18 protein-coding genes and 1 riboswitch are annotated in these 20,058 nt (G+C 62.0%); of the genes, 13 read left to right on the forward strand and 5 right to left on the reverse strand.

Annotation, left to right across the window (positions count from 1 at the left end):
* The first annotated feature begins 24 nt into the window (after window positions 1-24).
* On the forward strand, window positions 25-966 hold the full coding sequence (gene ygfZ, locus AB4N64_RS18450; protein ID WP_460117312.1) for a CAF17-like 4Fe-4S cluster assembly/insertion protein YgfZ: 942 nt from the start codon (window positions 25-27) through the stop codon (window positions 964-966).
* A gap of 34 nt (window positions 967-1,000) precedes the next feature.
* Complete coding sequence (locus tag AB4N64_RS18455) at window positions 1,001-1,822, forward strand: HDOD domain-containing protein (protein WP_460117313.1); 822 nt, start codon at window positions 1,001-1,003, stop codon at window positions 1,820-1,822.
* Between the two features lie 12 nt (window positions 1,823-1,834).
* Here AB4N64_RS18455 and AB4N64_RS18460 read toward each other — a convergent pair whose 3' ends face one another.
* Both AB4N64_RS18460 and AB4N64_RS18465 read right to left on the reverse strand, forming a co-directional pair.
* Complete coding sequence (locus AB4N64_RS18460) at window positions 1,835-3,220, reverse strand: sensor histidine kinase (RefSeq protein ID WP_460117314.1); 1,386 nt, start codon at window positions 3,218-3,220, stop codon at window positions 1,835-1,837.
* Window positions 3,213-3,884, reverse strand: a complete 672-nt coding sequence (locus AB4N64_RS18465) for a response regulator (RefSeq protein WP_460117315.1) — start codon at window positions 3,882-3,884, stop codon at window positions 3,213-3,215. The genes AB4N64_RS18460 and AB4N64_RS18465 overlap by 8 nt, the downstream gene beginning before the upstream one ends.
* 405 nt (window positions 3,885-4,289) lie before the next feature.
* On the opposite strand from AB4N64_RS18465, the gene AB4N64_RS18470 reads away from it, so the two are divergent.
* The 4 genes from AB4N64_RS18470 to AB4N64_RS18485 are packed head-to-tail and all read left to right on the forward strand — an operon-like array spanning window position 4,290 to window position 8,333.
* Complete coding sequence (locus AB4N64_RS18470; RefSeq protein ID WP_460117316.1) at window positions 4,290-5,267, forward strand: Bug family tripartite tricarboxylate transporter substrate binding protein; 978 nt, start codon at window positions 4,290-4,292, stop codon at window positions 5,265-5,267.
* Between the two features lie 58 nt (window positions 5,268-5,325).
* On the forward strand, window positions 5,326-5,784 hold the full coding sequence (locus tag AB4N64_RS18475; RefSeq protein WP_460117317.1) for a tripartite tricarboxylate transporter TctB family protein: 459 nt from the start codon (window positions 5,326-5,328) through the stop codon (window positions 5,782-5,784).
* 1 nt (window position 5,785) lies between these two features.
* The gene (locus AB4N64_RS18480; protein WP_460117318.1) at window positions 5,786-7,300 is read left to right on the forward strand and encodes a tripartite tricarboxylate transporter permease; all 1,515 of its coding nucleotides are present in this window, start codon (window positions 5,786-5,788) and stop codon (window positions 7,298-7,300) included.
* Window positions 7,293-8,333, forward strand: coding sequence for an AbrB family transcriptional regulator (locus tag AB4N64_RS18485; RefSeq protein WP_460117319.1), 1,041 nt, complete (start codon window positions 7,293-7,295; stop codon window positions 8,331-8,333). Before AB4N64_RS18480 ends, AB4N64_RS18485 begins: the two co-directional genes overlap by 8 nt.
* A gap of 151 nt (window positions 8,334-8,484) precedes the next feature.
* Here AB4N64_RS18485 and ung read toward each other — a convergent pair whose 3' ends face one another.
* Window positions 8,485-9,177 (reverse strand): uracil-DNA glycosylase, encoded by a 693-nt coding sequence (gene ung, locus AB4N64_RS18490; protein WP_460117320.1) that lies wholly within the window; start codon window positions 9,175-9,177, stop codon window positions 8,485-8,487.
* A gap of 132 nt (window positions 9,178-9,309) precedes the next feature.
* Between ung and AB4N64_RS18495 the strand changes: the two genes are divergently transcribed.
* Window positions 9,310-10,422 (forward strand): enoyl-CoA hydratase/isomerase family protein, encoded by a 1,113-nt coding sequence (locus tag AB4N64_RS18495; RefSeq protein WP_460117321.1) that lies wholly within the window; start codon window positions 9,310-9,312, stop codon window positions 10,420-10,422.
* Window positions 10,423-10,456: 34 nt separating this feature from the next.
* Here AB4N64_RS18495 and AB4N64_RS18500 read toward each other — a convergent pair whose 3' ends face one another.
* Window positions 10,457-10,684 (reverse strand): hypothetical protein, encoded by a 228-nt coding sequence (locus AB4N64_RS18500; RefSeq protein WP_460117322.1) that lies wholly within the window; start codon window positions 10,682-10,684, stop codon window positions 10,457-10,459.
* Window positions 10,685-10,992: 308 nt separating this feature from the next.
* On the reverse strand, window positions 10,993-11,442 hold the full coding sequence (locus tag AB4N64_RS18505) for a hypothetical protein (RefSeq protein ID WP_460117323.1): 450 nt from the start codon (window positions 11,440-11,442) through the stop codon (window positions 10,993-10,995).
* A gap of 338 nt (window positions 11,443-11,780) precedes the next feature.
* A riboswitch (guanidine-I (ykkC/yxkD leader) is annotated at window positions 11,781-11,881 on the forward strand.
* 60 nt (window positions 11,882-11,941) lie between these two features.
* Between AB4N64_RS18505 and AB4N64_RS18510 the strand changes: the two genes are divergently transcribed.
* The 6 genes from AB4N64_RS18510 to uca all read left to right on the forward strand — a co-directional run bounded on the left by AB4N64_RS18510 (window position 11,942) and on the right by uca (window position 20,016).
* Window positions 11,942-13,009, forward strand: a complete 1,068-nt coding sequence (locus AB4N64_RS18510) for a putative urea ABC transporter substrate-binding protein (protein WP_460117324.1) — start codon at window positions 11,942-11,944, stop codon at window positions 13,007-13,009.
* A 15-nt stretch (window positions 13,010-13,024) separates the two neighbouring features.
* Window positions 13,025-13,840, forward strand: a complete 816-nt coding sequence (locus tag AB4N64_RS18515; protein WP_460117325.1) for an ABC transporter permease — start codon at window positions 13,025-13,027, stop codon at window positions 13,838-13,840.
* On the forward strand, window positions 13,837-14,625 hold the full coding sequence (locus AB4N64_RS18520) for an ABC transporter ATP-binding protein (RefSeq protein WP_460117326.1): 789 nt from the start codon (window positions 13,837-13,839) through the stop codon (window positions 14,623-14,625). Before AB4N64_RS18515 ends, AB4N64_RS18520 begins: the two co-directional genes overlap by 4 nt.
* Before the next feature lie 13 nt (window positions 14,626-14,638).
* Complete coding sequence (locus tag AB4N64_RS18525; protein ID WP_460117327.1) at window positions 14,639-15,364, forward strand: urea amidolyase associated protein UAAP1; 726 nt, start codon at window positions 14,639-14,641, stop codon at window positions 15,362-15,364.
* 11 nt (window positions 15,365-15,375) lie between these two features.
* A complete protein-coding gene (locus tag AB4N64_RS18530; protein WP_460117328.1) occupies window positions 15,376-16,017 on the forward strand; it encodes an urea amidolyase associated protein UAAP2 in 642 nt (213 codons plus the stop codon).
* A 318-nt stretch (window positions 16,018-16,335) separates the two neighbouring features.
* On the forward strand, window positions 16,336-20,016 hold the full coding sequence (gene uca, locus AB4N64_RS18535; RefSeq protein WP_460117329.1) for an urea carboxylase: 3,681 nt from the start codon (window positions 16,336-16,338) through the stop codon (window positions 20,014-20,016).
* The last annotated feature ends 42 nt before the right edge of the window (window positions 20,017-20,058 follow it).

The following is a 20,058-nucleotide window of genomic DNA, read 5'->3' on the forward strand; positions in this document are numbered from 1 at the left end:
AGACTTTTCACCCTGCGATGTCCCATGGCCGATTCTGCTTTTTTCTGCACCCTCTCTCACGAAGGCGTTCTCGCGGTCCGCGGCGCCGATGCCGCCAAGTTCCTGCAAGGCCAGTTGACCTGCAACCTCAATTACCTGAGCGACGCCCGGGCCAGTCTCGGCGCCCGTTGCACGCAGAAGGGTCGGATGCAATCGAGCTTCCGCATCCTGCTGCAAGGCGACGGCGTGCTCATGGCCATGGCCAGTGAGTTGCTGGAACCACAGCTGGCGGACCTGAAAAAGTATGCCGTGTTCTCCAAGTCGAAGCTGACCGATGAAAGCGCCGCCTGGGTGCGCTTCGGCCTCGACCAGGGCGATGCCGCCCTGATCGGCCTGGGCGTGGAACTGTCAGCCGAGACCGACAGCGTGGCGCGTAATGGTCAATTGATCGCCATTCGCGTTTCACCGCAACGTGCCGAACTCTGGGTGGCCGCCGATCAGGCTGACGCCATCAAGGGCCAGTTGGCCGCCCTGCTGGCCGAAGGTGATCTCAACCAATGGCTGCTGGGCCAGATCCGCGCAGGGATCGGCCAGGTCATGGCCGGCACACGCGAACTGTTCATTCCGCAGATGCTCAACCTTCAGGCGGTCGGTGGCGTCAGTTTCAAAAAGGGTTGCTACACCGGCCAGGAAATCGTCGCGCGCATGCAGTACCTGGGCAAACTCAAGCGCCGCTTGTATCGCTTGAGCCTCGCAGCCGATCAGTTACCGGAACCTGGCGTCGCGTTGTATTCTGCGACCCACAACAGTTCCATTGGCGAAGTCGTGATTGCCGCGAATACCGAGAACAGCATTGAACTTCTGGCCGTGCTGCAAGCCGAAGCGGCAGAAAGCGGTGACATCCATCTGGGCGCACTCGATGGGCCAGCCCTGCACTTGCTCGACCTGCCGTACGATTTGGATCGCGATCGCGAAATCCAGCGTTAACGGCAACACTTGTCGCAACACCTAGAGAACAGAAATGAGTGAGCTGGCGGATAAGATCCAACAGGATTTGGTTGAGGCCATCGATAACGATGACCTGGTTCTGCCAACGTTACCGGAAGTGGCCATGCAAATTCGCAAGGCCGCTGAAGATCCGGAAATCAGTGTCAGTAACCTGAGCAAGGTGATCGGCCGTGACGCCGCGCTGTCTGCGCGACTGATCAAGGTGGTCAACAGCCCGCTGCTGCGCGCCACACAGGAAGTCACTGACCTGCACACGGCCATTACTCGCCTGGGCGTCAACTACAGCAGCAACCTGGCGATTGGCCTGGTCATGGAGCAGATTTTTCACGCCAGTTCTGAAGTGGTGGAGAAAAAAATGCGCGACGTCTGGCGCAAAAGCCTGGAGATCGCCGGCGTCAGCTATGCGCTGTGCCGCAGTTACACGCAACTCAAGCCCGATCAGGCCGCACTCGGCGGGCTGGTGCATCAGATTGGCGTATTGCCCATCCTGACCTACGCCGAAGATCACTACGAGCTGCTGTCCGACCCGGTCAGCCTGAACCACGTCATTGACCATATCCACCCGGTGTTGGGCGAAAAGCTGCTGCGGGTCTGGGAGTTTCCAGACATGCTGGTACAGGTCCCGTTGTTGTACCTGGATTTCAAGCGCGAGTCCGGCCACGTCGACTATGTGGACCTGGTGCAGGTCGCCAGCCTGTATTGCTACAAGGACACCGATCACCCAATCGCTCGGATCGATGCGTTCAGCGTGCCGGCGTTCAAAAAGCTGGGGATTGACCCACAAAACAAGGCCATGTGCGACGAGCTCGAAGAATCGAGGTCGATGTTCTATTGATCTGCCGCGCCTTTAACCGGCAATAAAACTCACCCGCACCTTCAGCCCCGCCTGCTCGCCATCATGCAGGCTGATCTGCGCCAGGTGCGCCCGGCAAATTTCACCGACAATCGCCAACCCCAACCCCGAACCGGCGACTTGCTGGTTGCGCCGGTAAAAGCGCTCGAACACTCGGTCGCGCTCTTCCAGAGGGATTCCTGGCCCATCGTCCTCGACTTCCAGCACCGCAGGTGCCGAAACCCGCAGGATTACATTGCCGCCCGGTGGCGTGTGGGCCAGGGCGTTGTCCACCAGATTGCTCAGCAGCTCATTCAACAGCGTTGGCTCACCGCGCAGCCAGACCGGTTCATCTGCCTCCAGCGCCAACGCGACGCCACGGGCGTGGGCCAGCGGCGCCATGGCCATGCCGAGTTCGCGGGCCAGTTGGCTCAGGTCCAGCAACTGCGCGCCACCCTCGGCAATCGCTCGGGCACCGTTTTCGACCCGCGCCAACGAAAGTAACTGGTTGGCCAAGTGGGTCAAGCGGTCCGTGCCCTGGGCCGCCGTTTCCAGGGTGGTGCGCCAGGTCTCGGGGTCGTGAGCACGCAGCCCCAGTTCCAACCGCGCCTTGAGCGCCGCCAGTGGCGTGCGCAGTTCATGGGCGGCGTCGGCAATGAACTGCGCCTGGCGCTCAAACTGTCCGCGCAGGCGCTCGGTGAAGTGATTGAGCGCTCGCACCAGCGGCCACAATTCGTGCTGCACTTCCACCAGCGGTAACGGCCGCAGGTCGTCGGGTTGCCGCTCCTCTACCGCCGTGCGCAATCGCTCCAGTGGACGCAACGCAGCACTCACGGCAAACCACACCATCAACAGCGCACCGACCGCGAGCATACCCAAACGCAGCAGGGTATCGGCCGCCAGACTGCGAGCCATGCTGACACGTGCTTCATCGGTTTCAGCCACGCGGATTTCTGCCATGCCGTTCATGTTCGGCTCGCTGACCGGTTTGAGCAGGCTGACCACCCGCACGTTCTGCCCCTGGTAAGTCGCGTTGTAGAAGCGTGCCAGCGCTGGATAATCATCGGTGCGAGGCGTACCCGGCGGCGGTGGCGGCAGATTCTCATAGCCGGAAATCAGCTTCTGATTGATGTCGTTGACCAGATAGAAAATCCGCCCGGCGCTGTCGTAGGCGAAGGTATCGAGGGCCACATAAGGGACATCGGCACTGAGGGTGCCATCGCGCGAGGACACACCGGCGGCGATGGTTCGCGCCGAGGCGAGCAGGGTCCGATCGTACGCAGTATCAGCAGCTTCGCGCCCGTTCCAATAGGCGCTCAAACCACTGGCCAGCATCAACACCACCAGCAACAGCGCGAGGTTCCACAGCAACCGCCAGCGCAGACTGCTGGGCTTATGCATCACGGCTTTCCAGCAGGTAGCCCAGCCCACGGAAGGTCACGATGGCAACCGGCTGGCCGTCGAGTTTCTTGCGCAACCGGTGAACGTAGATTTCGATGGCGTCGGGGCTGGCTTCTTCATCCAGGCCGAACACCTGGGAGGCCAACTGTTCCTTGCTCATCACCCGCCCCGGACGGGCGATCAGCGCTTCGAGCACCGCCTGCTCACGGGAGGTTAACGTCAGCAGTTCATCGCCGAGGGTGAAACGGCGAGTATCCACGTCATAAGCCAGCACACCGCAGGTTTGCTGGCGTTCGCCACCGAGCACGCTGCGGCGCAACAGGGCCTTGACCCGGGCCTCAAGCTCGGTCAATTCGAAAGGTTTGGCCAGATAATCGTCGGCGCCGAGGTTAAGGCCATGAACCCGGTCCTTGACGTCGCTGCGGGCCGTCAGCATCAGTACCGGCAGGTTCTTGCCGCGTGCGCGCAAACGCGCCAGCACTTCAAAACCATCCATGCGTGGCAAGCCGACGTCGAGAATCGCCATGGCGTAGTCCTCGCTGCCGAGCGCCAGGTCTGCGGCCACGCCATCATGCAGCACGTCCACGGTCAGTCCCGTGCTCTTGAGCGCCTGAGCGACACTTTCGGCAAGCTGCAAGTGGTCTTCGACGAGCAGAACACGCATGGATTTTTACCTCATTCAGGGATGTTCGACCGCGCGGAGTTTACCGCCGCATCCGTCGCTGTGAAGCCCTAAAAACAGTGAAAGCCTGGTGAAAGCCAATTGAAAGGTTAGCGAAAGGTTCGCTGGTTAGAGTCAAGTTACGGAATGTTTCTGCCAGACCATTCCTATCATCGATTGCTTCTCGCTTTTGAATGCAGCGCCCGAAAAACGCCACGAAGCGTTTTCGCCAATAAGAACAATAACCGAGGTATCGCGCCATGCTGTCAAAACAGCTTCAGGCTTCTACGCCGCCCTCCTTTGTCCGAACCCTATTGTTTGCGCGTGTCAGCACCGATCTCGGCTGCGCCTCGCGAAATCGCCGCACCTGAAACATCCCCAAAAACAACAATTCCCGTGGAGATAACCATGAATCGCTCACTGCGCCGTTTCGCCCTCGCCGCCAGTTGCATGCTGTTTGCCGGCCAATTGATGGCCGAACCCAAACGCCCGGAATGCATTGCTCCGGCTTCGCCCGGCGGCGGCTTCGACCTGACCTGCAAACTGGCGCAGAGCGCGCTGGTCAACGAAAAACTGCTGACCAAACCGATGCGCGTGACGTACATGCCCGGTGGCGTTGGCGCCGTGGCGTACAACGCGGTCGTTGCCCAGCGTCCGGCCGATGCCGGCACACTGGTGGCGTGGTCCAGCGGCTCGTTGCTGAACCTGGCCCAAGGCAAGTTCGGCCGCTTCGATGAAAATGCCGTGCGCTGGCTGGCAGCGGTCGGCACCAGCTACGGTGCCATCGCGGTGAAGAGCGATTCACCCTACAAGACCCTGGACGATCTGGTTCAGGCACTGAAGAAAGATCCTAGCTCCGTTGTCATCGGTTCCGGTGGCACCGTGGGCAGCCAGGACTGGATGCAAACCGCGTTGATTGCCAAGGCTGCCGGGATCAACCCGCGCGACCTGCGTTATGTCGCCCTCGAAGGCGGCGGCGAGATCGCCACCGCATTGCTCGGTGGTCACATCCAGGTAGGCAGTACTGACATCTCCGACTCCATGCCGCACATCCAGAGCGGTGACATGCGCCTGCTGGCCGTGTTCTCCGACAAGCGCCTGGACGAGCCGGAAATGAAAGACATTCCAACCGCCAAGGAGCAAGGCTACGACATCGTCTGGCCAGTGGTTCGCGGCTTCTACCTGGGGCCAAAAGTCAGCGATGAAGACTACGCCTGGTGGAAAGACTCCTTCGACAAACTGCTGGCGTCCGACGAGTTCGCCAAGCTGCGCGATCAGCGTGAACTGTTCCCGTTTGCCATGACTGGCCCGGAACTGGACGCCTACGTGAAGAAGCAGGTCGCGGACTACAAAGTGCTGGCCAAAGAGTTCGGCCTGATTCAGTGATCGCCTCTGTCTAGCGGTTGCGGCCCCGTTCGACGGGGCCGCGGCCCAGGAGCTTGCCATGCTTTTTCAACGTATTTTTGCCTCGGTGCTGCTATTGGTCTGTGTTGGCCTGGCGCTGATGGCATGGCCGTATCAAGCGGCTTTTTCCTATGAACCCGTAGGACCCCGTGCCTTCCCGTTGCTGATGCTCGGCCTGATGAGCCTTGCCTTGGTGTACATGGTGATTCGGCCGACACCGATCGTGCACAGTGAAGACGACCCGCAATTGGACCGTGAAACCCTGAACAAGATCGGCATCTGCGTGGTGCTGCTGCTGATCTTCGCCGGGCTGTTCGAGCCGCTGGGTTTCATTCTTAGCAGCATGTTGATCGGTATCCCGATGGCGCGCCTGTATGGCGGTCGTTGGTTGCCTAGCGTCGTGGTCACCACGCTGATGGCAATCGGTCTCTACCTGCTGTTCGACAAGTTGATGGACGTGCCGCTGCCGCTTGGCCTGCTCGACGTCCTGGAGAACTGATATGGATACTTTTGGCTATTTGGGCCAGGGTTTCGGCGTCGCGCTGAGCCCTTACAACCTGGTGACCGCACTGTGCGGCACCCTGATCGGTACGGTCGTCGGCCTGTTGCCGGGCCTGGGTCCGATCAACGGCGTGGCGTTGCTGATCCCGATCGCCTTCGCACTGGGTCTGCCACCGGAGTCGGCACTGATCCTGCTGGCGGCGGTGTACCTGGGTTGCGAATACGGCGGGCGGATCAGCTCGATCCTGCTGAACATTCCCGGCGAAGCGTCTACCGTGATGACCACCCTCGACGGCTACCCGATGGCTCGCAAAGGCCTGGCCGGTGTGGCGCTGTCGCTGTCGGCGTGGAGTTCGTTCATTGGTGCGTTCATTGCCACCTGCGGCATGGTGCTGTTTGCGCCGCTGCTGGCGAAATGGGCGATTGCCTTCGGACCGGCGGAATATTTCGTACTGATGGTATTCGCCATTGTCTGCCTCGGCGGCATGGCCGGTGATCGACCGCTGAAAACCTTCATTGCGGCGTTGATCGGCCTGTTTCTGTCGACGGTCGGCATCGACGCCAACAGCGGCGTGTACCGCTTCACCGGGGACAACATTCACCTCACCGACGGCATTCAGTTCGTGGTGCTGGTATTGGGCCTGTTCTCCATCAGCGAAATCCTCCTGCTGCTGGAAAAAACCCATCGCGGCCAAGAGGCGGTGAAAGCCACCGGGCGAATGATGTTCAACTTCAAGGAAGCGTCGGCGGTGTTCATCGTGAACCTGCGTTGCGGCCTGTTCGGTTTCATCATGGGCGTACTGCCCGGCGCAGGCGCAACGCTGGCCAGCGCCGTGGCCTACATGACCGAAAAACGCATCGCGGGCGCCAAGGGCACCTTCGGCCAGGGCGACATGCGTGGCCTGGCCGCACCTGAAACCGCCATCGGGGCTTCGGCCTGCGGTGCGCTGGTACCGATGCTGACGCTTGGCGTTCCGGGTTCGGGCACCACTGCTGTGATGATCGGCGCCCTGTCGCTGTACAACATCACGCCCGGCCCGCTGCTGTTCCAACAGCAACCGGACATTGTCTGGGGCCTGATCGCATCGTTGTTCATCGCCAACATCATGCTGGTGATCCTCAACATCCCGATGATCCGCATCTTCACCCGCATTCTCGCCGTGCCGAACTGGGCCCTGGTGCCGGTGATCGCGATCATTACCGGGATCGGCGTCTACGCCGTCCATGCGACCACGTTCGACCTGTTCCTGATGGTCGGTATCGGTATCTTCGGCTACATCCTGCGCAAGCTGGACTTCCCGCTGTCGCCAGTCCTGCTGGGGTTCATCCTGGGCGGCCTGATGGAGCAGAACCTGCGCCGCGCCCTGTCGATTTCCAACGGTGCGCTGGAAATCCTCTGGTCAAGTCCGATCACCATGGGTGTCTGGGTACTGACCGTGTTGATGCTGTCGCTGCCACTGCTGCGTATCTGGCGTAAGCGTGTGGTCGCTCGTCGCGCGGTAGCCGATGTCTGATCGAACGTCCTTCAACGCCTGGTGGGGTACGCCGCTCGTCGGCGCGCTGGGCGGTTACCTGGCCAGCCTGGTGGGCTGGCCGCTGCCCTGGATGGTCGGCTCGTTACTCGCGATCATCCTGGTGCGGTGCCTCACGCCATGGCAGTTGGCGGAAATCCCCGGCGGTCGCAAGTGCGGCCAGTGGGTGGTCGGGATTGGCATTGGCCTGCACTTCACCCCCGTGGTGATCGAGCAGGTCATGAGCCACTTCGGTCTGATCTTCTTCGGTGCGTTGATCACCAGCCTGTCCGCCGTGGTCGGCGTCTGGCTGATGCGGCGCACCGGTGAAGATCGCGCCACCGCATTCTTTTCCAGCATGCCGGGCGGTTCCGGTGAGATGGTCAACCTCGGCGCACGCAACGGCGCGGTGCTCAGCCGTGTCGCGGCCGGCCAGAGCCTACGGGTGCTGGTGGTCGTGTTGTGCGTACCGGCTGCCTTCAAGTATTTGCTGGGTGACGGCGCACCGGTGCTGCATCCTGCCGCCGTCAACTGGTGGTGGCTGGCCATTCTTTTCCCGGCCGGCGCTTTAGCGGCCTGGCTGTGGGAACGTCTTCGACAGCCCAACCCCTGGTTGTTTGGCCCTCTGCTGGTCAGTGCGGCGGTCAGTATCGGTTGGGATCTGCACATCGGCCTGCCCAACGGCGGCAGCCAGATCGGCCAGTGGTTGATCGGCAGCGGTCTGGGCTGTCACTTCAACCGGGAGTTTTTCCGCCGTGCTCCGTCGTTCATGGGGCGGACGCTGATTGGCACCGTACTGACCATGCTGATCGCCACGGCGGCGGCATTGGGGTTGAGCGCACTGACCCATCTGGATCTGCGCTCACTGACCCTGGGCATGATGCCCGGCGGGATCGCGGAGATGAGCCTGACCGCGGAGACCTTGCAGTTGTCGGTGCCGCTGGTGACGGCGATGCAGGTGATGCGGTTGCTGTTTGTGCTGTTTCTGGCGGAGCCGTTGTTTCGGTATTGGAATCGGGATAGCGCTTCGGACTGAAAACCTGGGTGAATCCATCGCGAGCAAGCCCGCTCCTCCAGGGTCAGCAGTGCTCTTGTGGGAGCGGGCTTGCCCGCGATGGTCGTCAACGATAACGCGGGAAATCTGATGCCCCGTGGCGTCTGAACCTCCTTCGCGAGCATGCTCGCTCCTAAAGCGGCGGTAACCGCCACTCGATCGGCGTCTCGCCATTCTGCTCAAGAAACTTGTTGGTCCGGCTGAAATGCCCGCAACCGAGAAAGCCTCGGTAGGCGGACAGCGGCGAGGGGTGCACCGAGGTCAGCACCAGGTGCTTGGTGGCATCGATCAGCTTCTGTTTGCTCTGGGCATGGGAGCCCCACAGCATGAACACCAGATGCGGCTGTTTCTCGCTGACCACTTCGATGATCCGATCGGTAAAAAACTGCCAGCCCTTGTCCTTGTGCGCATTGGCGTTGGCGCGCTCGACGGTCATGGTGGTGTTGAGCATCAGCACGCCCTGATCGGCCCAGCTTTGAAGATAGCCGTGGCCGGGGATGTCGATGTTCAGGTCACGCTTGAGTTCTTTATAGATGTTAACCAGCGACGGCGGCGCCGGCACGCCCGGCTGCACCGAGAAGCACAGCCCATGGGCCTGGCCCGGGCCGTGGTACGGGTCCTGGCCGAGGATGACAACCTTGACCTTGTCCAGTGGCGTTGAATTGAGGGCGTTGAAAATCAGCGGGCCCGGTGGATAGATCTCCTTGCCGGCCGCGCGCTCCTGTTGCAGGAAATTGCGCAACTCTGCCATGTAGGGCTGGTCGAACTCAGCACGCAGTGCCTCCTTCCAGCTCGGTTCGAGTTTGATACGGTCGTCAGCAGTCATGGATGCACCCGGCAAAAACAATGGGGCGAACCCTAGGAAAGCCCATCGCGCTTGTCAATTGATCTGACGCAGATCCGGCACTTTCCCACACAGCGATCATACTTAACCCTCAAATTCCCGAGCGAGGTCACGATGAACCTGCACTTCGAAGAACTCACCGGCACCGACGGCGCACGCCTGGGCATCGCCAGCCTGGACGCCGAGAAATCCCTGAACGCCCTGTCACTGCCAATGATCAACGCCCTGCAAGACCAACTGGACGCCTGGGCCAGGGATCCGCAGATCGTCTGCGTCCTTCTGCGCGGCAACGGCGCCAAGGCCTTCTGCGCAGGCGGTGATGTGCGCAGCCTGGTCGAAGCCTGTCGCGCACACCCCGGCGAAGTGCCGCCCTTGGTCGCGCACTTCTTTGCGGCAGAATACCGCTTGGACTTCAACCTGCACACCTATCCCAAACCCCTGATTTGCTGGGGCCATGGCTATGTGCTTGGCGGCGGCATGGGCCTGCTGCAAGGCGCCAACATTCGCATCGTCACACCCAGCAGTCGCCTGGCGATGCCCGAGATCAGCATCGGCTTGTACCCCGACGTCGGTGCCAGTTGGTTCCTGTCCCGCCTGCCTGGCAAGCTCGGGTTGTTCCTCGGTTTGACCGGCGCGCACATGAACGGCCGCGATGCGATTGACCTCGGCCTGGCTGATCGTTTCCTGCTCGATGAGCAGCAACAGGCATTGATTGACGGTTTGCTGCAACTGAACTGGCAGGAACAGACCGCGATGCAGCTCAACAGTTTGCTCAAGGCCTTGCAGCAGGAAGCAACGGCGCAAATGCCCGAGGCCCAATGGTTGCCTCGTCGCCAGCAGATCGACGAACTGCTGGACGTCAGCGACGTGCGCTGTGCCTGGAAGGCCATCAGTCAACATCGCGACAGCAGCGACCTGCTGCTCAGCCGCGCCGCCCGGACCATGACCGAAGGTTCGCCCCTGACCGCGCACCTGGTGTGGGAACAGATCATCCGCGCCCGACACCTGTCACTGGCCCAGGTTTTCCAGATGGAATACACCTTGAGTCTCAACTGCTGCCGTCATCCGGAATTCAGCGAAGGGGTGCGCGCACGGTTGATCGACAAGGATCAGAAACCGCATTGGCATTGGTCGGATATCAATACGGTGCCGGAGGCGGTGGTAGAGGCGCATTTCCACAAGGTCTGGGAGGGGCGGCATCCGTTGGCGGATCTTTCGGAGCTTTGATGGGGTGTTGTTCGCGATAGCGCCGTCATCAGGCCTATCGCGGACGAGCAGGATTGCGCAACGGCTTGAGTTGGCTGGCAGCGATGATCTGATCAAGGCCAATGCTTGCACCATCCACGAACTCAATGATCTCGATGCCAGAGCTGTTCAGATCGGTGGCATCGGTCAGTACGATACGGACTTTTTGCGCAGTCCCCCAGGTGAGATCGACCGTTGAATACTGCATCCGCTGGAGGGGTAGAGCGTGATTGTGCCGAGTCACGCTCTCAACCCACGCAGTGCCCTGTCTCAATCGCAGTTGCTCACTCGATGACCACTTCATCCGCCGCAACAGGCGAGAAGCTGATTGCCTGTGCCAATAAAAGCCATCCCATCAGCAATCCAGGCATCATGACGCCTCCCCTCCCTGAATATTCACGCGACTGCCTGAACGCTAACAAACTTGCAGAGGGGAAAATGTAGGAGGGTTCGTCGAAGCTCCGAGGAGAAGGAGATAAGGAGCCTCAAATTTCATGTAGGCAAAAAAACGGCGCTGGTCGCGCCGTTTTATCAAACATTTGTCAAAGGCAATTACCGATGCCCACCCCGTCCGTCATGATCGCCCCGCCCATCATGACCACCTCGCCCACCCCGATGGCCATCGCGACCACCGCCCCGGTAGTCATTGCTCCACCCACCGCGGTTGCGGTTGTCCCAGCCGCTGCGGCTATGGTTGTCCCAACTCTGGTGCGCGCGATAATCGTTTCGTGGTGAAGGCTGGTAATAACGCGGGGCCGGTTGGTAGACCCGAGGTTGGGTGTAGTAGCGCGGCGTCGGCTGGTAATACCGCGCAGGCGGCGCATAGTAGCGGCGTGGTGATGAGTAGTAGCCGCCGTTGGAATAATAGGCCCCGCCGCCGGAATAGTACGCCGGGGATGAATAGACCTCGGAACTGTAGTAACGCCCCCCGCCATCGGCATAAGGCACGCAGGCACCTACAGACAATCCAAGCACAGCGATGAGAAGTAGTCGGCGATACATGGCGGCCTCCTGGACCGCGAGTGAGCCACACCAGCGACGCTGGCGAGCGACAGCCCATTATTCGGGAGCTGTCGAAACATCAGACATCGATTCCGAAATCTGGTGCGGCCCGGCAACAACTTGAAACATCTGTCCGATGAAAGGTTTTTCATCTTCGGCACGGGCTCATGTGCTGCATGCCGGTGCGTGCGCGCACCATCACGACGCAAAGCATCATTCCCCCACCGTGTCGGCCCGCCTCAATCCCGCGTGCCAGAAGGCCCGTCACAACTTGGCACGCCTCTCGCTTTAGCAAACCCGTGCAGGAAGTCATCACAGGTTCGCGGCACCACAATTTGCAAATGGCTGACTAGGGTTCCGGCTCGTTGATACGAGTGGCTGGTCCGAGAGTTGGCGACCTCCAGTTGAGGTTACACGGCGGGACAAAAGCCCGGGAGACAAGCCACCGTTCACGGTGCCGCTGCCGTCCTGTCCGCCCATGATCAACTGGAGAACCACCATGCCCCAGCTTCGTTTACCCGCCCTGCTTGCCGCCGCCTTCGCCGCCGTCGTGAGTTTCCAGGCGCAAGCCGCCCAAAAAGACCATTTCAGCGTGTGCTGGACCATCTACGCCGGCTGGATGCCATGGGAATACGCCGGCAGCCAGGGCATCGTCGATAAGTGGGCGAAGAAGTACGGCATCAAGATCGATGTGGTGCAGCTCAACGACTACGTCGAATCGATCAACCAATACACCGCCGGCCAGTTCGACGGCTGCACCATGACTAACATGGATGCCCTGACCATTCCGGCCGCCGGTGGCGTCGACAGCACCGCCCTGATCGTCAGCGATTTCTCCAACGGCAACGACGGCGTCGTGCTCAAGGGCGAAGGCAAGAAGGTCAGCGACCTCAAGGGCATGGACGTCAACCTGGTTGAACTGTCGGTGTCGCACTACCTGTTGGCCCGTGCGCTGGACTCGGTGGACCTCACCGAGAAAGACCTGAAAGTGGTCAACACGTCCGACGCCGACATTTCCGCCGCCTTCAACACCGATCAGGTCAACGCCGTGACCACCTGGAACCCGATGCTCTCGGACATCAAGGCCAAGCCTGGTGTGACCGAAGTGTTCAATTCCAGCCAGATACCCGGCGAAATCATGGACATGATGGTGGTCAACAGCGCCACCCTCAAGGACAACCCCGCCCTGGGCAAGGCCCTGACCGGCGCCTGGTTCGAAGTGGTTGAGTTGATGAACGCGAAGAACGCCGCCAGCAAGGTTGCGCTCGAGCACATGGCCAAGGCCTCGGGCACCGACCTCCCGGGGTTCCAGGCGCAACTGGACACCACCAAGCTGTTCGCCACCCCGCAGGAAGCGCTTGCCTTCGCCACCAGCAAACAACTGCCCGAAACCATGCGCCGGGTCGCCGAGTTCTCCTTCCAGCACGGCCTGCTGGGTGAAGGCGCGAAAGACACCAGCGCGGTCGGCATGGCCTTCGCCAACGGCGTGACGAGTGGTGACAAAGGCAATCTCAAGCTGCGCTTCGACCCCAGCTACGTGCAAATGGCCGCCGACGCCAAGCTGTAAGAAGAGGACCTGGCCATGCGCCTGATCAATCGTCACCCGGATCGCGCCAGTCGCCTGTTGCTGGTGATCCTGCCGTTCGCCCTGGTGCTGTTCGCCTACTTCATGGGCTCGGCCGAACGGCTGACGGAAAACCCCAACGACAAGTTGCTGCCCAGCGCCGTACAAATGGTCGATGCGGTCAAGCGCCTGGCGTTCACCGCCGACACGCGCACCGGTGAATATCTGTTGTGGCAGGACACCGGTTCGAGTGTGCAACGCCTGGCCATTGGCCTGGGCATCAGCGCGCTGGCAGCACTGTGCCTGGGCATTGCCGCCGGTACCCTGCCGCTGTTCGGTGCGCCGTTGTCGCCTCTGCTGACGGTGCTGTCGATGGTGCCGCCGCTGGCGATCCTGCCGATTCTGTTCATCGTGTTCGGGCTGGGCGAGCTCTCGAAGGTGATGCTGATCGTGATCGGCATCACCCCGGCCCTCGCGCGGGACCTGGAACAACGGGCGCGGGAAATCCCTGTGGAGTTATTGATCAAGGCCCAGACCCTCGGCGCCTCGACCTGGACCCTGATGCTGCGTGTGGTGCTGCCGCAATTGCTGCCACGGCTATTGATTTCGCTGCGACTGATGCTCGGTTCGGCGTGGTTGTTCCTGATCGCCGCCGAGGCTATCGCTTCGACTGATGGCCTGGGCTACCGGATCTTCCTGGTGCGTCGTTACCTGGCGATGGATGTGATCCTGCCGTACGTGGTGTGGATCACCCTGCTAGCCTGGCTGATGGACTGGGGCCTGAAGCGCCTGACCCAGCGCGCGTTTCCCTGGTATGAAGGAGCGCGAGCATGAGCTTTATCACCGTCAAGAATGTCTGGCAGCAATACGCCGACCAAGTGGTGCTCGAAGGCTTGAACCTGAACGTCAGCGAGGGTGAGTTCTGCACTTTGGTCGGCGCCTCCGGTTGCGGCAAGTCGACCTTCCTGCGCCTGCTGCTTGGCCAGGAACGCGCCAGTCGTGGCGAGATCCTGCTCGATGGCCAGGCCCTGGCCAGCGAGCCGGACGCGAGCCGTGGCGTGGTGTTCCAGCGCTACTCGGTGTTCCCGCATTTATCCGTGCTGGACAACGTCACGCTCGGCCTCGAACTGCCGCGCTCGCCCTTGCTCGGACGGCTGTTTGGCAGTGCGAAAAAAGACGCTCGCGAACAGGCTTCGGTGTTGCTGCACAAAGTCGGCCTCGGCCACGCGCTGGACAAGTACCCGGCGCAGTTGTCCGGCGGCATGCAACAACGGCTGGCCATCGCCCAGGCGCTGATCATGAAACCCCGGGTGTTGCTGCTCGACGAACCTTTTGGCGCGCTCGACCCCGGCATCCGCAAGGACATGCATGCCCTGCTTCTGGAGCTGTGGCGCGAGACGCAACTCACGGTGTTCATGGTCACCCATGACCTGTCCGAAGGTTTCAGCCTGGGCACACGCCTGCTGGTGTTCGACAAGGTTCGCCTCGACCCGCACGCCCCCAGCGCCTATGGCGCACGCATCACCTACGACATCCCTTTGAACAGCGACCGCCGCGCCCAACGCGCCGCCGTCGACGCCTTGCCACAATCACTGGCAGGCGCGCTTCGTACCGCTTGAGAGGAATTTTGCCATGACTGATTCGATTCAACTGTTCCCACCGTTCGCCGAAGAAACCCTGCCCGGCGGCGGCCATCGCTCCTTTGTTTTGAAACGCGGCCAACTGTTGCGCCTGACCGACCTGCGCGGCGGCGCCAACGTCAGCCTGACGCTGCTCAACGCCAACGAAAAAACCGAGCGCCTGAACCTGCCCGACAGCCTCAAATGCCAGCACACCGCCAAGCTCACAAGTGGCCACTGCCTGTATTCGGACATGGGTCGGGTGCTGGCAGCGATCACCGTCGACACCTGCGGCTGGAGCGACAGCTTCGGTGGCGTGCTGTGCGCTGAGGAAGTGGCACACAAGTACGGCGCCGGTCGTTACCAGGAACTGCGCAACGGCTTCTTCCGCAATGGCACCGACAACCTGCTGGTGGAACTGGGCAAGTGGGGCCTGGGGCTGTCGGACCTGCTGATGACCCTCAACCTGTTCAGCCGCGTCAACGTCGATGACGCCGGGCGTTTCCATTTCATCGAAGGCAACTCGAAGGCCGGCGATTACATCGAGCTGTATGCGCCGATGGACACCCTGGTGGTGCTGACCGCGTTGCAGCACCCCATGGACCCGTCGCCGCAGTACGCACCCAAACCGCTGAAGCTCACCTGGATGAACGCCGACGCCAGTGTCGCCGAACACTGCCGCACTTCGCGCCCGGAAAACGAGCGCGGCTTCATCAACACCGACCGCCTGTTCGCCTGAGGATCGCTGCCATGTCACTCGCAATCGCTACCGCCCAAAAGCTTCCGGAAACAGCGGTGTACCGCGCCACCATCCCCGCCGGCGAACCCTGGCTGATGGAGGTCAAGGCCGGCCAGACCCTGCGCATTCTCGACCTTGAGGGCAACCAGGCCGTCGATACCCTGTTCTACAGCGTCGCCAACCCCAGGGAACGCTACGACGTGCAACGCACCCTGCGCCGGCAGAACAGTGTGTACCTGAGCACCGGCAGCGTGCTGTATTCCAACCTCGGCAAACCGATGCTGACCATCGTCGCCGACACCTGCGGCCGCCACGACACCCTCGGCGGCGCCTGCGCGCAAGAGAGCAACACCGTGCGCTACGCTCTGGAAAAACGCTACATGCACAGCTGCCGCGACAACTACCTGCGCGCCTGCGTGCACGACGGCCGCCTGGGCAAAGGCGACATCGGCCCCAACATCAACTTCTTCATGAACGTACCGGTCACCGCCGACGGCGGCCTGACCTTTGAAGACGGCATCTCTGCACCGGGCAAGTACGTCGACCTGCGGGCCGAGATGGACGTGATCGTGCTGATCTCCAACTGCCCGCAATTGAACAACCCGTGCAATGCCTACAACCCGACGCCTGCGGAGCTGCTGGTATGGAACTGAAACTGATGCGGTTGCGGCGGTGGTTGTTTGCGCTGTGCCAGGCGCGGTCGGGGCAGTGCCTGAAAAAGTGAAAGCGCCACTCTCCACTGTGGGAGCGGCGGTGCGACGGCTCGACTTGCCCGCGATGACGGTACATCTGATACCTCATTTCTGCCTGACACACCCTGATCGCGGGCAAGCCCGCTCCCACAGGGATTGATGGTGTTCTGGAGATTGTGATTTCCCCGCCAGGGACGACCCCGGCGCTGATCGAAAAACTGCGGGACGGCCCGCATCCCAGGTCGAGGCTGATGTGCAATCGCCTCCGGGGGTTATGCCATGTTCGAAAAAGTCCTGATTGCCAACCGTGGCGCGATTGCCTGCCGCATCCTGCGCACCCTGCGTGAACTGCACGTCGGTGGCGTGGCGGTGTACTCCGAAGCTGACGCTGCGAGCCTGCACATCCTGCAAGCCGATGAAGCCCACAGCCTGGGTGAAGGCGCGGCGGCCGGCACCTACCTGGCCGTGGAAAAAATCCTCGCCATCGCCAAGGCCAGCGGCGCCACGGCCATCCACCCCGGCTACGGTTTTCTTTCGGAAAACGCCGCATTCGCCGAGGCCTGCGAAGCGGCAGGTGTCGCCTTCATCGGACCGACGCCGGAACAACTGCGGGTGTTCGGTCTCAAGCACACCGCCCGCGCCTTGGCCAAACGGCACGGCGTACCGATGCTCGAAGGCACCGAACTGCTCGACAGCCTCGACGCGGCGCTGAGCGCGGGTGAACAGGTCGGCTACCCGGTGATGCTCAAGAGCACTGCCGGCGGTGGTGGCATCGGCATGCGCGTGTGCCGCAACGCCGCCGAACTGAGCGAATCCTTCGACGCGGTCAAACGCCTCGGCCAGAACAATTTCAGCGACGCCGGTGTGTTCATCGAGAAATACATCCAGCGCGCTCGCCACCTCGAAGTGCAGGTGTTCGGCGACGGTCGCGGTGAGGTGATCGCCCTCGGCGTGCGCGACTGTTCGGTGCAGCGGCGCAACCAGAAAGTCCTCGAAGAAACCCCGGCGCCGAACCTGCCAGACGGCATGGCGGATGAGCTGTGCGCGGCGGCGATCAAACTGGCGAAAGCGGTGAACTACCGCAGCGCCGGCACCGTGGAGTTCGTCTTCGACAGCGAAGACCAGCGTTTTTACTTCCTGGAAGTGAACACCCGGTTGCAGGTGGAACACGGTGTCACCGAACAAGTCTGGGGCGTTGACCTGGTGCGCTGGATGGTCGAACTGGCGGCCGGTGATTTGCCGCCATTGAACGAATTGCACCAGGGCCTCAAGGCCGAGGGCCATGCCATTCAGGCGCGCCTGTATGCCGAAGATCCAGGTCGCGATTTCCAGCCGAGCCCGGGTCTGCTGACGGCCGTTAATTTCCCGACGGCCGACGGCAAACGACTGCGCATCGACACGTGGGTGGAGGCCGGTTGCGAGATCCCGCCGTATTTCGACCCGATGATCGCCAAGGTCATCTGCTGGGCGCCGACCCGCGAGCAAGCCAGTGCCGACCTGCATCAGGCCCTGGGCGACAGCGTGCTCTACGGCGTGGAAACCAACCGCGATTACCTTCGGCAGATTGTGCTCGATGCACCGTTCGCCAGCGGCCAGCCCTGGACCCGCTGCCTTGAAAACCTGCACTACCACGCCAACACCTTCGAAGTGCTGAGCGCCGGCACCCAGACTAGCGTCCAGGACTACCCCGGTCGCCTCGGTTACTGGGCCGTAGGCGTTCCGCCGTCAGGGCCGATGGACAGCCGCGCGCTGCGTCTGGGCAACCGGCTGCTGGGCAATGAAGAAGGCGCTGCCGCACTGGAAATCACCATGAGCGGGCCGTTGCTGCGCTTCAATTGCGACGCCGTGGTCGCGGTGACCGGCGCCGAAATCCCGCTGACGTTGAACGGTGAAACGGTGCCGATGAACACGGCATTATTGATCCCGGCAGGCGCCACCCTGAGCCTCGGCACACTGGCCGGAGCCGGCGCGCGCAGCTACCTGTGCCTGCGCGGCGGCCTGCAAGTGCCCGACTATCTGGGGAGCAAAAGCACCTTCACACTCGGCCAGTTTGGCGGCCACGGCGGTCGCGCCTTGCGTGCCGGCGACGTGCTGCATGTGCCGGCCCTGAGCGATCGCAGCACCGGGCAACAACTGGCCGCAGAACAGATCACGCCATTGCCGGCCGTCCGGCAGATCCGCGTCATCTACGGCCCCCACGGCGCGCCGGAATATTTCACCGAACATTACATCGGCACCTTCTTCGACACCCAGTGGGAGGTGCATTTCAACTCCAGCCGCACCGGTGTGCGCCTGATCGGGCCGAAGCCGGAGTGGGTGCGCGCCGATGGCGGCGAAGCGGGTCTGCATCCTTCGAACATCCACGACAACCCGTACGCGATTGGCGCGGTGGATTTCACTGGAGACATGCCAGTGATCCTCGGCCCCGATGGCCCGAGCCTCGGCGGGTTCGTGTGTCCGGTGACGGTGATCGAGGCGGACCTTTGGCAGCTGGGGCAACTCAAGGCGGGGGACAAGGTGCAGTTTTTGCCGGTTGATCTCGCCACCGCGCGAGCCCTCGCCCTGAACTGGAACACCACCTGTAGGAGCGAGCTTGTCGAGGCGTCGAACCGTCGCGATGGCGGCTTGTCAGCCAACACTTCTTTACCTGTTACACCGCTATCGCGAGCAAGCTCGCTCCTACAGGGCCGTGGTTCAGAAGAGAAGCTGGTATCGCCTATCGTGCTGGACATCGGCCAGGCCGACACTCGCCTCGTCGCACGGCTGTCCGGCGACACTCACCTGCTGCTGGAAATCGGAGCCCCCGAACTCGACCTCGTCCTGCGCTTTCGCGCCCATGCCCTGATGCAGGCGTTGGAAAGCAAACACCTGCACGGCGTGATCGACCTGACCCCGGGTATCCGCTCGCTGCAAGTGCACTACCAACCCGAGCAACTGCCGTTGGCCGACCTGCTGGGCATCGTCGCCGGTGAATGGGACGCGGTGTGCGCCGCCAGGGACCTGCAAGTGCCCTCGCGTATCGTCCATCTGCCGCTGTCCTGGGATGACCCGGCCTGCCAGTTGGCCATCGAGAAGTACATGACCACCGTGCGCAAGGACGCGCCCTGGTGCCCGAGCAACCTGGAGTTCATCCGCCGCATCAACGACTTGCCGAACCTCGATGAAGTGCAGCGCACGGTGTTCGACGCCAGCTACCTGGTGATGGGGCTGGGCGACGTGTACCTCGGTGCGCCGGTGGCCACCCCGCTCGACCCACGCCATCGCCTGGTGACCACCAAGTACAACCCGGCCCGGACCTGGACCGCAGAGAACTCGGTGGGTATCGGCGGCGCCTACATATGCGTGTATGGCATGGAAGGCCCCGGTGGCTATCAGTTCGTCGGTCGAACCCTGCAGATGTGGAACCGCTACCGCGACGTCGCAGCCTTCGAAGGCAAGCCGTGGCTGCTGCGATTCTTCGACCAGATCCGCTTCTACCCGGTGAGCGCCGAAGAACTGCTGCGCATCCGTCGAGATTTCCCCCTGGGACGTTTCGATCTGGACATCGAACACAGCCAGTTGAACCTCGCCGATTACCAGGCATTCCTGGCGAAGGAAGCCGAGACCATCGCCGCGTTTCGCGCGCAGCAACAAGGCGCCTTCAACGCCGAGCGCGAGCGCTGGATCGCCAGTGGGCAGGCACATTTCGAGAGTGAGGAAGCGGTGGCCGACGCCACCGAAGAGGCCACGCTGTCCAGCGGCGAAATGAGCGTCGACAGCCACATCGCCGGTAACCTCTGGCAGGTTCAAGTGCAGGTTGGCAGCCGTGTCGAGGCCGGTGAGGTGCTGGTGATTCTGGAGTCGATGAAAATGGAAATCCCGCTATTGGCGCCGATGGCGGGTGTGGTGCGCGAGATCCGGGTGCAACCGGGCTCGGCGGTGCGGGCCGGACAGCGAGTCGTGGTGTTGCAACTCGATTGAAACCCGATCGGACGCATCACTCACTCGTCGGCACGGATCGTT

Source organism: Pseudomonas sp. S2_C03, assembly GCF_054668405.1.

Excerpts from the sequence above, each read along its gene's own strand:
- ygfZ (WP_460117312.1), top strand. The coding sequence starts at position 25 with ATGGCCGATTCTGCTTTTTTCTGCACCCTCTCTCACGAAGGCGTTCTC.
- AB4N64_RS18455 (WP_460117313.1), top strand. The coding sequence starts at position 1,001 with ATGAGTGAGCTGGCGGATAAGATCCAACAGGATTTGGTTGAGGCCATC.
- AB4N64_RS18460 (WP_460117314.1), bottom strand. The coding sequence starts at position 3,220 with ATGCATAAGCCCAGCAGTCTGCGCTGGCGGTTGCTGTGGAACCTCGCG.
- AB4N64_RS18465 (WP_460117315.1), bottom strand. The coding sequence starts at position 3,884 with ATGCGTGTTCTGCTCGTCGAAGACCACTTGCAGCTTGCCGAAAGTGTC.
- AB4N64_RS18470 (WP_460117316.1), top strand. The coding sequence starts at position 4,290 with ATGAATCGCTCACTGCGCCGTTTCGCCCTCGCCGCCAGTTGCATGCTG.
- AB4N64_RS18475 (WP_460117317.1), top strand. The coding sequence starts at position 5,326 with ATGCTTTTTCAACGTATTTTTGCCTCGGTGCTGCTATTGGTCTGTGTT.
- AB4N64_RS18480 (WP_460117318.1), top strand. The coding sequence starts at position 5,786 with ATGGATACTTTTGGCTATTTGGGCCAGGGTTTCGGCGTCGCGCTGAGC.
- AB4N64_RS18485 (WP_460117319.1), top strand. The coding sequence starts at position 7,293 with ATGTCTGATCGAACGTCCTTCAACGCCTGGTGGGGTACGCCGCTCGTC.
- ung (WP_460117320.1), bottom strand. The coding sequence starts at position 9,177 with ATGACTGCTGACGACCGTATCAAACTCGAACCGAGCTGGAAGGAGGCA.
- AB4N64_RS18495 (WP_460117321.1), top strand. The coding sequence starts at position 9,310 with ATGAACCTGCACTTCGAAGAACTCACCGGCACCGACGGCGCACGCCTG.
- AB4N64_RS18505 (WP_460117323.1), bottom strand. The coding sequence starts at position 11,442 with ATGTATCGCCGACTACTTCTCATCGCTGTGCTTGGATTGTCTGTAGGT.
- AB4N64_RS18510 (WP_460117324.1), top strand. The coding sequence starts at position 11,942 with ATGCCCCAGCTTCGTTTACCCGCCCTGCTTGCCGCCGCCTTCGCCGCC.
- AB4N64_RS18515 (WP_460117325.1), top strand. The coding sequence starts at position 13,025 with ATGCGCCTGATCAATCGTCACCCGGATCGCGCCAGTCGCCTGTTGCTG.
- AB4N64_RS18520 (WP_460117326.1), top strand. The coding sequence starts at position 13,837 with ATGAGCTTTATCACCGTCAAGAATGTCTGGCAGCAATACGCCGACCAA.
- AB4N64_RS18525 (WP_460117327.1), top strand. The coding sequence starts at position 14,639 with ATGACTGATTCGATTCAACTGTTCCCACCGTTCGCCGAAGAAACCCTG.
- AB4N64_RS18530 (WP_460117328.1), top strand. The coding sequence starts at position 15,376 with ATGTCACTCGCAATCGCTACCGCCCAAAAGCTTCCGGAAACAGCGGTG.
- uca (WP_460117329.1), top strand. The coding sequence starts at position 16,336 with ATGTTCGAAAAAGTCCTGATTGCCAACCGTGGCGCGATTGCCTGCCGC.